This window comes from Sphingobium sp., from assembly GCF_048594625.1.
GTDB lineage: Bacteria > Pseudomonadota > Alphaproteobacteria > Sphingomonadales > Sphingomonadaceae > Sphingobium.
This window is the reverse complement of record NZ_JBMDWL010000086.1, coordinates 55,369-70,699: the sequence shown is the minus strand read 5'-3', so window position 1 is coordinate 70,699 and position 15,331 is coordinate 55,369. Positions and strand designations below refer to the sequence as shown.

Here is a 15,331-nt window from a genome sequence, read left to right as displayed (position 1 = left end):
GCCATGGCCCGCTATTTTATCGACCGGCCCATCTTCGCATGGGTCATCGCCATCGTCATCATGTTGGGCGGTCTGCTCGCGATGCGGACGCTGCCGGTTGCGCAGTTCCCCGAAATCGCGCCGCCCGCGGTGACGATCCAGACCAGCTATCCCGGCGCGAACGCACAGACGCTGGAAAGCACGACCACGCAGATCATCGAGCAACAGCTTAAGGGCATCGATAATCTGCGCTATTTCTCGTCCACCAGCGACGGGTCGGGCAACCTCAACATCACCCTCACCTTCGAACAGGGGACCGACCCCGACATCGCGCAGGTGCAGGTCCAGAACAAATTGTCGCAGGCGACGCCGCTGCTGCCGCAGGAAGTGCAGCAACAGGGGCTTCGCGTCGGCAAATCGACCTCCAGCTTCCTGCTGATCATGGCGGTCTATGCCGATGACGGCATTCACGATCAGGAAGATGCGAGCGACTTTATCGCGTCCAGCCTGCAGGATCCGCTCAGCCGCGTGACCGGCGTGGGCGATACCCAGCTGTTCGGTTCGCAATATGCGATGCGCATCTGGCTCGACCCGTACAAGATGGCTAATCTGGGCGTCACCACCGGCGATGTGAAATCGGCGATCGTGGCCCAGAATGCGCAGGTTTCCGCCGGTCAGATCGGCGGCTCGCCATCGCCCAAGGGGCAGGCGCTGAATGCCACCGTGACGGCGCAGTCGCGTCTGCGCACGCCTGAAGAATTCAGGAATATCCGCCTGCGCAGCAATGCCGATGGTTCGGTCGTGCTGATGTCCGACGTGGCAAAGGTGGAACTGGGCGCTGAAACATATGGTTTCGGCGTGAAGTTCAATGGCCATCCGGCATCGGGCTTTGGCGTCAAGCTGGCGCCGGGCGCGAACGCGCTCGACACGGTGGAAGCGGTCAAGAACCGCGTCGATGAACTGTCGAAGAATTTCCCCAGCTGGGTGAAATATGACTTCCCGGTCGATAACTCGACTTTTGTGAAGCTGTCGGTCGAACAGGTCATCCATACCCTAGTCGAAGCGGTGCTGCTCGTCTTCGTCGTGATGTTCCTGTTCCTTCAGAACTGGCGCGCGACGTTGATCCCGACCATCGCGGTTCCCGTCGTTCTGCTGGGGACGCTCGCGATCCTCAGTGCTGCGGGCTTCACCATCAACACGCTGACATTGTTCGGCATGGTGTTGGCCATCGGCCTGCTGGTCGACGACGCAATCGTCGTTGTCGAAAATGTCGAACGCCTGATCCAGGACGAAGGTCTGGAGCCGAAGGAAGCCGCCAAACGGTCGATGGATGAAATCAGCGGCGCGCTGATCGGCATCGGTCTGGTGCTGTCGGCGGTGTTCCTGCCCATGGCCTTCTTCGGCGGGTCGACCGGCGTCATCTTCCGGCAATTCTCGATCACGATCGTGTCGTCCATGATCCTGTCGGTGATGGTCGCGCTGATCCTGACGCCGGCGCTTTGCGCCACCATCCTGAAACCGGCATCGCACGGTCATGGCTGGAACGGACCCATCGGGTCGATCTTCGGTCGCTTCTTCGACTGGTTCAACCGCATGTTCGACAAGGGCGTGGTGCGTTACGGACGTGGCGTCGAAAAGGTCGAACATCGCTGGGGCCGCACCATGTTGCTCTACGGCCTGATCGTCGTCGGCATGGCGTTCATCTTCATGCGCCTGCCCAGCGGCTTCCTGCCCGATGAAGATCAGGGCATCATCATCAGTCAGGTGTCGCTGCCCGCGGGCACCGCACAGGAAGAAACCGAGCGTGCGCTGGCCCGGATGCGCGACCATTTTCTGGTCGATGAAAAGGCGAATGTGTCCGCCGTCTTCACCGTCGCCGGTTTCGGCTTCGTGGGACAGGGGCAGAATGTCGGTATCGTTTTTGCCCGCATGAAGGATTGGGAACACCGCAACGGCGCCGATAACAAGGTGCCCGCGATCGCCCTGCGCGCCAACATGGCGTTCCAGAGGATTTCGTCGGGCATGGCTTTCGCCTTCGTCCCGCCCGCCGTTCAGGAACTGGGCAACGCATCGGGTTTCGACTTCCAGCTGCTGGATCAGGCCAATCTTGGTCATGAAAAGCTGCTGGCGGCCCGTAATCAGCTGCTCGGCATGGCGATGGGGGACAAGCGTCTGGCGCAGGTCCGTCCCAATGGTCTGGAAGATACGCCGCAGCTGAAACTCAATGTCGATCAATCCGCTGCCGGTGCGCTCGGCATTGCGCAGGCGGATGTGAATGACACGATCAGCACCTATCTGGGCGGTTCCTACGTCAACGACTTCATCGACCGCGACCGCGTGAAGCGCGTGTTCGTTCAGGGCGATGCGCCGTTCCGGGCCTCCCCCGATGCGATCAATGCCTTCCATGTGCGCGGCAGCACCGGCACCATGGCTCCTTTGTCTGCCTTTGCGACGACGGAGTGGGTGCAGGGACCGGCGCGTCTGGAACGCTATAACGGCGTGCCGTCCATGAACATTCAGGGTGCACCCGCACCCGGCGTGGCCAGCGGTACGGCGATGAAGGCGATGGAGGAATTTGCCGCAAAGCTGCCCGCAGGTGTGGGCTTCGCATGGAACGGCATTTCCTATGAAGAACAGACATCGGGTGGTCAGGCCCCCTATGTCTATGCGCTGTCGATGCTGATCGTGTTCCTGTGCCTTGCGGCTCTCTATGAAAGCTGGTCGGTGCCGATTGCGGTCATGCTGGTTGTGCCGCTGGGCGTGCTGGGCGCGGTCATCGCCGCGACGCTGGCGGGGCTCAACAACGACATCTATCTTCAGGTCGGCCTGATCACCACCATCGGTGTGTCGGCCAAGAACGCGATCCTGATCGTGGAATTTGCCGAAGAAAAGATGCGTGAAGGCCTGCCCCCGGCACAGGCGGCGCTGGAAGCGGGCAAGCTGCGTTTGCGGCCGATCCTGATGACCAGCTTCGCCTTCGTCTTCGGCGTGCTGCCGCTGGCGCTGTCCACCGGCGCGGGTGCGGGCGGTCAGAATGCGATCGGCTGGGCGGTGGTCGGCGGGATGCTGTCGGCGACGGTGCTGGCGATCTTCTTCGTCCCCGTCTTCTTCACCGTCGTGAAGCGGCTGTTCCGCGAACATAAGAACCATGAAGATGCAGCAGGCGATACGGCAACCCCGCACGCGTCGCAGGAGGCTTGAAGATGAAGCGCAATATGAAAGCGCTCGGTGCCGTCACCCTTTCGCTGGCGCTGGCCGCCTGCGACATGGCGCCCAAATATGTGCGGCCGGACCTTCCGGTTCCGGCCGACACGCCGCAGGGACCGGCCTATGCCGCCGATCAGGGGGCAGGGGCCATCGTCCCCGCGGACACCGCATGGCGCGATTTCTTCACCGATGCGCGCCTTGCACGGGTGATCGAAACCGCGCTGGCCAATAACCGCGATCTGCGCATCGCGGTGGCCAATGTCGAACAGGCGCGGGCGCAATATCGCGTCCAGCGTGCCGATCTGCTGCCCACCGTGGGCGCGACCGGCACGGCGACCTATAGCGAGCAGCCGCTGGTCCAGTTCGGTCAGCCCCAGCGCCTGAACACCGACATCTATCAGGCGCAGGTCGGCATTTCGGCATGGGAAATCGATTTGTTCGGCCGGGTTCGCAACCTGACGAAGGCGGCGCAGGAACAATATTTCGCCAGCGTCGAAACCCGCAACGCGGCGCAGACCGCGTTGATCGCCGAAACCGCTAATGCCTGGCTCACCATGGCGGCGGATCAGGAACGGCTGCGCATCGCGCGCGATCTGGAACAGGCATTCGGCAAGACGCTGGACCTGACGAAGGCCCGCTTTGCCAAGGGTATCGCGTCGGAACTGGAAGTGCGTCAGGCGCAGACCACCTATGACGGCGCCCGTTCGGATATAGCCGCCGCGACGACCCTTGTCGCGCAGGACCAGAATGCGCTGAATCTGCTGGCCGGAACGACCGTGCCTGCCGCGGATCTGCCGAATGCTGCGGCGGACAAGGACGCGATGCTCGACAATCTGCCCGCGAATATCTCGTCAGACATTCTGTTGCGCCGTCCTGACATTGCCTCGGCGGAACATCAGTTGCTCGCCGCCAATGCCAATATCGGCGCGGCGCGTGCGGCCTTCTTCCCCAATGTCTCGTTGACGGCGGCGCTGGGTACGGTCAGCCTTGGCCTGTCGGGCCTGTTCAAGTCGGGCAGCGATACATGGTCGGTGGCGCCCAGCGCCACATTGCCGATCTTCGACTTCGGACGGAACAAGAATAATCTGCGTTATGCCCGCGCGACTTATGATGCGATGCTCGCAACCTATGAAAAGAGCGTGCAGACCGGATTCCGCGAAGTTGCCGATGCGCTGGCCCGTCGCGGGACCATGTCGCAGCAGATCGAAGCCCAGACATCGCAGCGCGATTCCGCCCGCGTCGCCTATACCCTGTCGGAAGCCCGCTTCCGGTCGGGCATCGACAGCTTTCTGACAACGCTGGATTCGCAGCGGGCGCTCTACACCGCCGAACAGGGCCTCGTTGCAACCCGTCTCGTCCGCTCTACCAATATGGTGGAAATCTACCGGGCGATGGGCGGCGGCCTGAAATAATGGTTTGAACGCAAGCCGGGGGAAGCCCCGACCGAAAAACTCCGCTACGCACTCATCCTGCGTAGCGGAGTTTTTCATGTCCCTTGTCGAAACATCCTTCCCATCCCCGGTTGGCGACCTGACGCTGGTCGCCAGCGATGCCGGACTGGTGGCTGTGTTATGGGAAGATGACGACCCCGACCGCGTCCGATTGACCATGCGGGACAAGCGACCCGACCACCCGATGCTGGTGCAGGCGGCGGAGCAGTTGAACGCCTATTTCGCTGGAAACCTGCGCCGGTTCACGGTGCCGCTCGACTTTCGCGGCACCGATTTTCAGCGTCAGGTGTGGGCGGCGCTGCTCACCATCCCTTTCGGCGAAACGCGCAGCTATGGCGATATTGCCCGCATGATCGGCAGCCCGACCGCCAGCCGCGCTGTCGGTGCCGCCAACGGCCGCAACCCCATATCGATCATCGCGCCCTGCCACCGGGTGGTCGGCGCCAACGGTGCGCTCACCGGATTTGCGGGCGGGGTAGAGGTAAAGCGCTGGCTGCTCGATTTCGAACGGGGGCAACCCGGTCTGCTGTGACGGCGTGATACATCAGGCGCTGACCGGTTCGCATGTCTGACGTGCGAAATGATCCGATAAATTTCCGTTGTGTTATTAACTCGCCGACGCCCACGGATCATGATCTTGCGTCCGTATCCACCGCGTACACAGCCATTTTTGTCCGGCCGTGACCGGGGCGCCCAGATGCGTCGCCAGCGGGGCAGGGCGTCCCTGCGGATCGATGTTCCTGAACAGCAGGGCGTCGCCCTTGCGTCCCTTCACCGACACATTCAGGTACGGGAACACCGTCTCCCCGCCCATATAGCCTTCGTTCAGATAGATCAGCATCGTCCATGACCGCTGATTTTGAACATGGGGAAGGCAGTCATGATGCTGCCGATATTGCTGGCCCACGCCATAGCGCAATGTCGTAAGCGGCTCCCCGCATGCTGTCTGTGTGCCGCTTGCGGCGGCAATGCGACGGTTGATCGCCTGAATGACCAGATTCTCGCGCGCTGGTCCGAATATGCCGCCGTCCGATGTGCGGATGGGGTGCGGAACGGCACGGCCGGTGCGCGGGTCGATGACCATCGCCGGTTCCATCATCGGCGCGCCCTGCGTGATGACATGATGGCATTCGTCAGCGGACAGGAAATTGCGGAACAGCCGGACGTCCCATTGCGCGGTCACCGGCTGTCCCGACGGCGCCATCGCGGGGTATCCATCCCGATCGAGGGCCATGCGATCGATCAGTGCCAGCTGATCCTGCGCAACGGGATCGGTCTGCGCCGCGATGTTCAGCAGGTCGATCGCACCCGGCCAGTCGACCGGAGCGCCGCTGCCGTTGGCGGTCAATGCGATTTCCATCAATGCCGCATCGACATGCCCGATGCCCACGGCCCGATGCAACAGGTCGCGGGCGCGGGGCAGGTCACGCGCCACGCCATATCCCGCCAGATGCCAGGTCGCGAGACAGAATAGCGCATCCACATCGTCACGGCCCGCCCCCTGTTCCAGATGGGCGACCGCCTGCATGGTCTGGCCGGACGCGGCCAGTTGCTGGGCATGGGGAACGATGGTGGAGGTCATGGCCAAGCAGAAAACGAAAAAGGCCGGAAGTCAATCCGGCCCTTTCCCTTTTGAATTGCGGCGTGCGATCAGAATTTCGCGACGGCGCCGATATAACCGTAACGGCCACGGACATCATAGATACCCGAACCCGCACCAACGCCGGTCAGGCCGAAGGGCGGTGCACGGTTGCCGATATTGTCCACGCCGAGATACAGGTTGAACTTGTCCGTCACGTCGAAGCCGAAGCGCACGTCGTGATAGAAAACGTCCGGATACTTCTTGAGCGAAGCATAGTCGGCATTCTGCGGCGGCAGGCCATTGACCGAATTATAGTCCTCAAAGGTATTGAGGTACATCTTGTCGATCCAGCGCATCTGATAACCGATGGTCAGCTTGCCAATCTTCACGTCGCCGTTGAAGTTCACCTGGTTCTTGGGATCGCCCAGTTCTTCCAGAATCTGGTTGCGGAAGCTGGGATCTGCGGGGTTGAGATATTCGTTCCGCTTGATCATCCGGGTATAGATCGTCTTGAATCCGGCCGAACCCCAGCTGAATTCGCGGCGATAGTTCAGTTCGGCGTTGACACCCTGCGCTGTCAGCTTCGCATAGTTGAGCGTGGTCTGCTGAAGCGAACCCTGAAGCACCTGATAGGGGGCTTCACCAGCCGGACCTTCGGTGGCGCCGTTACGCGTGAACAGGCCGCAGAAGGGGTTGTTGAGGTCGGGCGCGTCATAGCAGGCGTTCAGGATCTGCTGTGCCGAAGGCGCGGTGATGACGTCGTCGACCTTGATGTTGAAATAGTCGACCGACAACGACAGGCCCGGGATCCAGCGCGGCGTGATCACGCCACCCAAAGTCCAGCTGGTGCTGGTTTCTTCGCGCAGATTGGGGTTGCCGCCGGACACCAGTTCGATGGACGAGGTGTAGACGAAGTCATAGTTCGTCGGGACGCCTGCTGCACGGCAGTTTGCCGCACGGAAGGACGAACCAGTGCCGATGTTGCGCAGCGAGCAGGGGTCGTTCGGCGCAGGCGCGAAATTCTGGCTCTGTTCCGAATAGAGGTCGACCACGTTGGGTGCGCGGATCGCCTTGTTATAGGTGCCGCGGAAACGGATGTCCTGCACCGGCGCCCAGGTCAGTTCCGTGCCCCAGGTGTAGACGGTGCCCGTCGCGCCCTTGTAATCGGACACGCGGCCCGATGCGTTGGCGGTCAGTTCCTTGAAGAAGGGAACGTCGCGCAGCAACGGCACGCTGATTTCACCGAACAGCTCCTTCACTTCGAACGCAGGCGCGCGGAAGGTCGGGATGGCGTTGTAGAAGGCGTAGCCCTGCTGGGTCAGTTCATCCAGGTCGTAATAGACCTTTTCACGACGATATTCGCCGCCGATCGAGAAGCCGACGGGACCGCCGGGCAGTTCGAACCACTGGCTGGAATCACCGGCGACGAAGCCCGAAGCGACGAACTGCTTGATCTTGCCGGTGGCGACGGTGTCCATAAGGACATAGTCGCGCGCTGCCTGCGATACCGATCCCTGACCAAAGGGATTGATCGGAACGCACGCGGCGATGTCGGCGGCCAGAATGGCGGCATCCGCGCCATAATCGACCGTACCGGCGGGGTTCAGCTTCGAACGGCAGACGATGTTGCCGGCCGCGTCGCGGGTGGTGTCGATGCCCAGCAGGTAACGCTGGACGTTCACGTTGCCGCGCACGATGTTCTTTTCACGATGTTCGCCATAGTTGGCGGACAGTTCATAGTTCCAGTCATCGTTGAAGTCGCCGCGAACGCCGACCACGGCGCGATATGTTTCACGACGGATTTCTTCGTCGCGAATGCCGAAATCGACCCAATTGCGGCGCAGGTTGAAGCGGTACGTGCCTGCGTTGATCTGCGCGCGCTGCGTTGCCAGCTGTGCGGCGGTCAGGGCGGCGCCGGTATTGGCGTTGACCGTGGTCGCCAGCAGTTGCTGCGTCAGGACCGAGCGGGCCTGCGCCGACAGATAGGGGTTGTCGAGGCGGATGCGTTCACGGCCGCCCGGATCGCCCAGCGTTGTGCCCTGCGAGAAGAAGGGGCCGCTCTGCGAACCGAACGCATCGGCGCGCACATATTTGGCTTCCCAGAAGGGAACGAAGGACGGGCTGAACTCATAATGGCCCATCAGGTTGACCGAAATGCGTTCCAGATTCGGGCTGAGCGCCAGCAGCTTGCCTTCACGGCTGTTGGTGCCGTTGCCACCGACATAGTTGCCGTTCGGGCCAAGGCCGATGCGCGTGCCGGTCTGCGGCACCAGCGTGCCGTCGGGCTGGAACAGCATGTTACAGACGAAGGCTGCACCAGCGGTGTCACGACCGCATGCGGCATTACCCGCGCTCTGGAAGATGCCGGTCTGGCCGCCCAGCGAGATGGTCGCCGAACGCACGTCGCGGTAGAACTGGCGATCGAACACGCCGTCCGAACCGTTGGCCGTGCCTGCCGGGTCGGTATCGACCACGATGAACGCGTCGTTCTGGCGCATGGTGGGACGGTTGGAGCCGTAGAAATCGTCCGACTGGGCATATTCGACGTTGATCGCGATGTTGCCCCGACCGTCGGCGAAATTCTTGCCTGCCAGCACCGACGCATAACGGTTGCCCGCATCGCCATATTTGCTGAGGCCGTTCTGGCCACGGACCTGAACGCCGTCATAATCCTGCTTCAGGACGAAGTTGACGACGCCGGCGATCGCGTCCGAACCGTAAACGGACGACGCACCGCCCGTAACGACATCGACGCGTTCGATCAGGTCGGTCGGGAAAGTGTTGGTGTCAGGCGACACGCCGTTGGACAGAACGTCCGAACCCACATGACGACGACCGTTGACCAGCACCAGCGTGCGCTGCGTGCCCAGGCCATAAAGGTCGAGCAGGTTCAGGCCGCGCGTCCCCAGAAAGCGCGTCGAGTTCTGCTGACTGAAGGTGCTGCGCAGCTGCGGCAGTTCGTTCAGCGTATCGCCGACCGAAAGCGCGCCGGTTTCGAAAAACTGTTCGCCAGAAATGGTGGTGATCGGCGCGTTGCCGTCCAGATTCGGACGACGGATGCGCGATCCGGTCACGACGATGGACGACGGCGCTTCCGATGCTTCTGCGTCGCGATCGGCTGCAGTCTGTTGCGGTGCGGCGCTGCTCCCCTGCGCCATGGCTCCGGCGGAAAAGGCAAAGCTGCCTGCCAGGGCGGTAAACGCCATCAGATGTGTTTTCAAAAGATTAAGCCCCTGTTCAGAATCGCGCGGACCCTTAATTCGCGCTTCTGGGTCGAAGGGTGAACCATTACAGACGTAAAACAAGAGGCTTTGTAATATACTTGTCGCGTGTTGAAATTTTTGTGAAACATGTGTTCTGCCTGCAACAGCGGCGGGCACAGCAAAAATATCTTACGGGTCGCGCAAATATGTCGTGGGAAGTGTCTGATTACTGAGGAAATATGTAAAATTTCGGACGCGGCCGGCTAGCCTTTTCCCTTAAAGGGCAGGGGGCTGTTTTGAAAATTACGGAAAGCAGTCACAGCCTGGAATCGAAAAACGAAACCTTGAAGTGCGAGCCAAGGGATTGGCGTGGCTTCATCTGATAAGCGCTGGAGCTATTGAGCGCCGTTTTCGCTTCTCTCAGCATGGCCTTATCGGAAATTATCGCATGCCCGGCCATAATGATCGGCGAACGAGCCTGCCGAATTAATCCGGGCGGCGCCTCAAGAGGCCTTTCGCATCGCGCTGCTGTGCAGCATTGCGGTGTGATTCCAGGATCGGTTGCTTGATATGGCGCAAAGTCCATCGGTCGGCTGCGGGCAATTTACAAATCCGCCTTGTTTGTTGCGGTCGAAGAAGGGAGGGAACTATCCTGACCATGGTCAGGGCGCGCGTACCAGTAGAGCAAGGCGAACCGAGCCGGGCCTTAACGGCGTTCCCTGAACGCCGCTGGAAAGCGAGAATGGGGTGCCCAGCGCGAACATGTTCCCCCGCGTGTCGAGCAGGTTGGACATTTCCAGAGACAGGGTAGTCCTGCCGATCTCCCACCCCAGGCTGCCCGAAAAATAGGTATAGTCGCCTTGCTGGAACTGAAGTCGCGGGCCGATACCGAGCATCGATCGACCTACCGAATGCCCGCGTAATTCCGCGCGAATCGCGCTTGCCGACGACACACGGCCCTCATAGGCGAGCGACAGGATTGCGCCGTGCCGTGCGACATTGGGTAGGTGCGAAACAAAGGCGTCTTCGAATTCCGGGAGGTTCGCAACCAGCCTTGTGCTGGCGATGAAACCACCCGCGACGGCGGTGACGCCCCGGACTGGTGACAGGCTGAATTTCAGCGTCGCAGTACGTACTACGCCATCGCCAAGATTGGCGGTGTGGGGAAGCCCCAGCGCGTCCACCGTATCCGCCTGGATATTATGCCATTTGGTACGCGCCAGCGAGCCTTCGATTCCCATGCCTGTGCTGTCGTCGGGCTGTTTGATCCTGAAGCCGACTTCGGCCGTCCGAACCGTATCTGGTTCGAATTTCTCGACCGCGCCACCAACCGTGAAGCCGCCGGGACGGTAGCTGCCAGCATAACGTGCATAGAGTGTCGCTCGACGAACCGGAGTCCAGGCCAGCGCGATGGTTGGCGTTGAGAGGGATTGCCGACGGGTCGGTGTGACGGGCGGCGCATCGGGCGCTGGCTTGGCAAGGACACCGATGGCCGATCCATGCATGTCGATACGCGATGCCCTGCCGCCTGCGCTGAGCGTCAGTGTGTCGCGCGGGTGCCATCGCACTTCGCCGAAAAGAGTCGATTCGCTGACCTTGGCATCGAGCGTTCCCAGATTTGATGGTTGCTCAACAGGACCGAGCATTCGTTCCTGCCGGGAAATGGACCGTAGCGCCGCGATCCCGACCACAGCTTCCCATCTGGGTCCGAATTGTCTTGTAAGGCGGGTTTCATTGGACAGCAGCCTGATATGGTCAAACTGACGATAGGCCTCCGGAATCTCTTCAACCTGCGTCGCATCGAAGATCTGGGCGAGGCGCTGGTCCACAATACCCCAGCTGGATTGCAGATGCGCGGTCCCTATTGGCCCGGAGAAGGACGCCGTCAACGCCCGATAGAAATGATGCGACGGTTGCGGGAGGGACGAAGCGCGCACAAGTCGTCTCAGTGCGCGCTCTTCATATTGCGCATCCATATTGCGCACATCCTGGGCAACCCCGGCAAGATCCATCGACCATTTGTCGCCAAGCGGCATGCGGATCGATAGCCTTGCCCCTGCAATCTCGCCGGCGTTAATATTGCTACGATGCCGTTTCACATCGTCGATATAGCCACCGGCCCGTTCGCGATATCCCAGAAACCGGATCGCCGAACGGTCGCTCAATGGAAGATTGGCAATCAACCCGGTATCCGAACCCATCGCCCCATGATCAGTCGCGGTGATGCCACCCCAGAGTGTCGTGGATTGTTGCCTTGTATCGGGCGCATTGGGTATGATCCGCAACACGCCGCCCAGCGACCCGGCGCCATAAAGCGACCCCTGTGGCCCCTCGAATATTTCGACGCGCGCAATGTCGTAGAGCCTGAGGTCGGGATCGGGGGAAGCATAGACGAGTCGCTGGTCGCCCAGATACTGACCGACCAGCGAGGGACTGGCCCCTGAAAAACTGCTGTCGGAAATGCCGCGAAGGAACAACTTGTTCCTGCCGGATCCAAGGCGGGTCGATAACAGGGTCGGATGCAGCGCCGCGATTGCCAAGGTTCCGTGGTCGCCGATCGCATGATCGATCGCGCTGCCGTCAAGGATGGTGACGCTCGCCGGATAACCGGTAATTGGCGCGTTGAGCTTGCTTCCTGTCACCAAAATTTCTTCCGCTTCGCGTGGCGGAACGGGAAGCAGCGCTTTCCGAATTGGGGGGGGCGGCGATGGCGCGGCGCGCGATATTTCAATGCGCCAGATGCGGGGAGCGACACGACGGGCAATCAGGCCGGTCCGGGCAAGTACGGCATCGATGGCCTTCTCCTCCGGCAGGTCGATACGCAGGCGCCCGGTTCGCCGACGAAGCAGATCGGGCTGATCGGTGCCAAAGCTCGCGCCAGTCTGGTTCGCGATCATTCGCAGAGCGGTAGAAACGGTTCCGGGCGACAGGTCGAGATGCACGTTCCGGCTTGATTGCGCCTTGGCGGACGGCGCCCCAATGGCCGCCGGTGCCAACGCCGTCAGCACAACCGCCTGCCAGAGATGGGCGCGCAACCGAATGGGGGCGTGCGGCACGTCCTAGCGTCGTATCCCGTCCGGGCGGGGTGCGAATGTCCACCCGTCATTGTCGCGATGCGCAACGATCCCGATCACCGCCTCCAGCCGCGCGATCACCGCTTCCGGCGATCCGTTCAGATTGACCGATCCGGCGAAGTGCCGGTCCGTCAGGCCCGGCGACAGGCGAGTGCGCAAGCCAATGCGGCGGTTAACATCGTTGAGGAGGCGGCCGACCGTCACATCGTCGTAGGTGAGCGTTCCTCTCTGCCAGGATGAAACATCCTGCGGCAGCAGTGTGGAGGGGCCGCCGGGCGCGCCACCTTCCGGTACGATGCTGCGCTCGCCAGCATGCAGTTCGACCTCGCGTCCTGCCGCGCGGATCATTACGGCTCCTTCGCCCACCGCGATGACCGTGCCGCTGTCCGTGCGGTCGATGTCGAAACGGGTGCCTAGATCGATGACCTCGACAGCGCCGGCCCTGACCACGAAAGGATGCCGCGCATCATGGTGAACCTGAAAGCTCGCCTGACCGCGGCTCAAGGCAAGCGCTCGGGCCTGATCGGATGCAAAGCGCACTTCGCTGCCGCCGTTCAGCGTGACGCTGCTGTGATCGTCCAGCATGATGGTCCGCACTTCACCCGCTCTGGTCGCGACGATCCGTGTTGGCGCAGGCGCAGGCTGGAGGAGCCAGGTCGCGCTGAAAGCAAGACTGCCCAGCCCGGCGGCGATCCCCAGCGGGACCCAATATTTCCGGGCCGGGATCGTCCGCCTTTCGGTAATTGCAGCGCGGTTGCCCCGAACAGGCGTGCGGTGTTCACGCGACGGGGGCGATGCGATGGTTCCCGCAGCTGCATGGGCGTCGCTGGCGGCGCGATCGAACAGCACTGCGTTGACAGGGTCCGCTGCAAGCCATCGTTCGAGTGCGGCCCAGTCGCTGAAGTCCGGCGCGTCGGCGCGGACCGCCCAGTCGACGGCCTGCGCCTCGGCATCTGACAATCGTTTGTTCATCCTCGGCATCTCCTTGCGCCGCTGACGCCACGGATCGCTTCAAACCATATCACTATTGTCTCTCAATCGGGCGAGCGCCGCGTAGCTGCGACGTAGATCCTTTTCCACAGTACTGATGCTGATCCCCATTTCATCGGCAATGCGTCGCTGTTCGATGCCATCGACGCGGTACAGGGTGAATATGCGCATCGCGCGGCTGCTTACCGAAGCCAGCGCCTGTTCGACCAGCCGAAGACGCTCCCGAGCCAGCAGCGCGCGCTCCGCAATCGGGGCCTCGACCGCCTCGGTGATGCCTTGGACAAAGCTCCAGTCCCAGTCGCGATCCCGGCCTCTGGAAGCACCGCGCCGCATGTCCAGCACAAGCCGATGGGCCATGCGGTAGAGATAGGAGAGGGGCATATCGACCACCGTATCGACATGCTGCACCTTGATCCACAGCTCCTGCATCAGATCTTCAGCGCCATCGCTCCCGCAACGTATCGCCAGGAATCGGGCGAGCGCGTTCCGATTCAGCATGAACGAAGTGACCAGTTCGCTCTGTTGTTCGCCCGCCACCCTCAGCTCGCCAGTCATATGCGGCGCTGTCCTGCTGCGTCCGTGGTGTTGCGGCACAGCGAATCTTTTGCCCGCCGCTGCCTCAACTACGGTACCCAGGCGGCGCGCCCGGACCCTGCCGCTCACGCGGCCTGGGCGAGGGACGCGCCGTGCAGAATCCCGGCATCGAAGCAGATCGTCCCGCGAAATTCCTGCGTATCGGGACCGACTGCCATCGGGCAGGTAACGCCGGGCATTGCGGTCACGTCGAACAGTTCGGTGATATGCCCCTCCAGCCTGATCCACTCCACCAGATTTCCGGTGGAAAGCTCGACGATCAGAATGCCGCACCAGGCTTCTGCATCGCGGGCCGCCAGCTCGGCATCGAGAGAGAGATGCTTGAAGGTGCCGTCCCGCGGCTTGGAGACGGTGACGATGGCATGGCCATCATGGATCGTCATGCCGCGCAGGAAGCCGGGGCAGAAAGCGATATCGCGCTTTTCGCCGGTTTGTGGATCGACTTCGATGATCTGCCCGCGACCGCTATCCAGCGCGTAGAGGCGACCATCCGCCACGCGCGGGGAATGGGGCATCGACAGTTGATCGGTCACGATCCTGCCGGTCTCGACTTCGATAATCACGCCGCCTTCATGGCGTCGCTCACGCCAGCCGGTGAGTATATCCGAACGGCTGACGGCAGTGACGTAGGCGGGCCGACCATTGGCCATCGCCATGCCGTTCAGGTGGCAGCGATCCTCCGGTGCCAGCTTCGAAATGAAGCCGGGTTTCCAGATCGGTTTGAAACTGTAGGTGAGATCGAGCGTGCACAGGCAGCTATATTTGGTGTTGACGAAGACGACGCGACCCTCGGCGTCCACGCCGACTTCGTGGATGTCGACATCGCCCGTGGTCTGGGCATTGCGCGGCACCAGAACAACGTCGAACACGTCATTGGCCCGCTCATGGGGGCGCAACATGTTTTCCAGACGCCAAACCTGGCAGAGCGACCCAAGATAGAGCCGCCCATTGGCCCAGGACAGGCCCATGGCGCGATTGAAATTCTGCTGGTTGAAGGACACGCTGCCGTTTGGCTGCCTGCCGACCAGAAAAAGTTGCCCGGTCTGATAGGACGTAAAGGCCAGGCTGGTGCGATGCGCGACGAGCCAGTCGCTCAACCCCCTCGACACGCTGATTTGCGACGTCTCCGGCGCGGGCGCCGGTCGGGTCGCATCAGGGGCGGCCGCGGCTCCGGTGCTTGTGGACGATTTGCTTTCTGCTGCGTTTCCCTTGGCCATCTTCGCTTCCCCAAAGCGCGCGGGCGCCCCGCGC

Annotated in this window: 9 protein-coding genes; 3 read left to right on the top strand and 6 right to left on the bottom strand. The window is 61.9% G+C overall.

Annotated features, from left to right (window positions below):
- The first annotated feature begins 3 nt into the window (after nt 1–3).
- The 3 genes from ACOJSJ_RS10610 (at nt 4) to ACOJSJ_RS10600 (ending at nt 5,169) form a co-directional block, all read left to right on the top strand.
- On the top strand, nt 4–3,180 hold the full coding sequence (locus ACOJSJ_RS10610) for an efflux RND transporter permease subunit (RefSeq protein WP_420144945.1): 3,177 nt from the start codon (nt 4–6) through the stop codon (nt 3,178–3,180).
- A gap of 2 nt (nt 3,181–3,182) precedes the next feature.
- Nucleotides 3,183–4,598: an efflux transporter outer membrane subunit gene (locus tag ACOJSJ_RS10605; protein WP_420144944.1), complete on the top strand. Its 1,416-nt coding sequence runs from the start codon at nt 3,183–3,185 to the stop codon at nt 4,596–4,598.
- Between the two features lie 76 nt (nt 4,599–4,674).
- Complete coding sequence (locus tag ACOJSJ_RS10600) at nt 4,675–5,169, top strand: methylated-DNA--[protein]-cysteine S-methyltransferase (RefSeq protein ID WP_420144943.1); 495 nt, start codon at nt 4,675–4,677, stop codon at nt 5,167–5,169.
- A 75-nt stretch (nt 5,170–5,244) separates the two neighbouring features.
- On the opposite strand, the gene ACOJSJ_RS10595 is transcribed toward ACOJSJ_RS10600, so the two are convergent.
- The 6 genes from ACOJSJ_RS10595 to ACOJSJ_RS10570 form a co-directional block, all read right to left on the bottom strand.
- On the bottom strand, nt 5,245–6,219 hold the full coding sequence (locus tag ACOJSJ_RS10595; RefSeq protein WP_420144942.1) for a 2OG-Fe(II) oxygenase: 975 nt from the start codon (nt 6,217–6,219) through the stop codon (nt 5,245–5,247).
- A 68-nt stretch (nt 6,220–6,287) separates the two neighbouring features.
- A complete protein-coding gene (locus ACOJSJ_RS10590) occupies nt 6,288–9,377 on the bottom strand; it encodes a TonB-dependent receptor domain-containing protein (RefSeq protein WP_420144968.1) in 3,090 nt (1,029 codons plus the stop codon).
- Between the two features lie 707 nt (nt 9,378–10,084).
- Nucleotides 10,085–12,457: a TonB-dependent receptor gene (locus ACOJSJ_RS10585; RefSeq protein WP_420144941.1), complete on the bottom strand. Its 2,373-nt coding sequence runs from the start codon at nt 12,455–12,457 to the stop codon at nt 10,085–10,087.
- A 24-nt stretch (nt 12,458–12,481) separates the two neighbouring features.
- On the bottom strand, nt 12,482–13,468 hold the full coding sequence (locus ACOJSJ_RS10580) for a FecR family protein (RefSeq protein WP_420144940.1): 987 nt from the start codon (nt 13,466–13,468) through the stop codon (nt 12,482–12,484).
- 39 nt (nt 13,469–13,507) lie between these two features.
- Entirely contained in the window at nt 13,508–14,041 is a 534-nt protein-coding gene (locus ACOJSJ_RS10575) for an RNA polymerase sigma factor (protein ID WP_420144939.1), read from the bottom strand.
- Nucleotides 14,042–14,145: 104 nt separating this feature from the next.
- Nucleotides 14,146–15,297, bottom strand: a complete 1,152-nt coding sequence (locus tag ACOJSJ_RS10570) for a TIGR03032 family protein (RefSeq protein ID WP_420144938.1) — start codon at nt 15,295–15,297, stop codon at nt 14,146–14,148.
- Nucleotides 15,298–15,331 lie beyond the last annotated feature (34 nt).

What these genes read in the sequence shown, in the direction of transcription:
- ACOJSJ_RS10605 (WP_420144944.1), top strand. Translation starts at nt 3,183, where the DNA reads ATGAAGCGCAATATGAAAGCGCTCGGTGCCGTCACCCTTTCGCTGGCG.
- ACOJSJ_RS10575 (WP_420144939.1), bottom strand. Translation starts at nt 14,041, where the DNA reads ATGACTGGCGAGCTGAGGGTGGCGGGCGAACAACAGAGCGAACTGGTC.
- ACOJSJ_RS10595 (WP_420144942.1), bottom strand. Translation starts at nt 6,219, where the DNA reads ATGACCTCCACCATCGTTCCCCATGCCCAGCAACTGGCCGCGTCCGGC.
- ACOJSJ_RS10610 (WP_420144945.1), top strand. Translation starts at nt 4, where the DNA reads ATGGCCCGCTATTTTATCGACCGGCCCATCTTCGCATGGGTCATCGCC.
- ACOJSJ_RS10590 (WP_420144968.1), bottom strand. Translation starts at nt 9,377, where the DNA reads ATGGCGCAGGGGAGCAGCGCCGCACCGCAACAGACTGCAGCCGATCGC.
- ACOJSJ_RS10570 (WP_420144938.1), bottom strand. Translation starts at nt 15,297, where the DNA reads ATGGCCAAGGGAAACGCAGCAGAAAGCAAATCGTCCACAAGCACCGGA.
- ACOJSJ_RS10580 (WP_420144940.1), bottom strand. Translation starts at nt 13,468, where the DNA reads ATGAACAAACGATTGTCAGATGCCGAGGCGCAGGCCGTCGACTGGGCG.
- ACOJSJ_RS10600 (WP_420144943.1), top strand. Translation starts at nt 4,675, where the DNA reads ATGTCCCTTGTCGAAACATCCTTCCCATCCCCGGTTGGCGACCTGACG.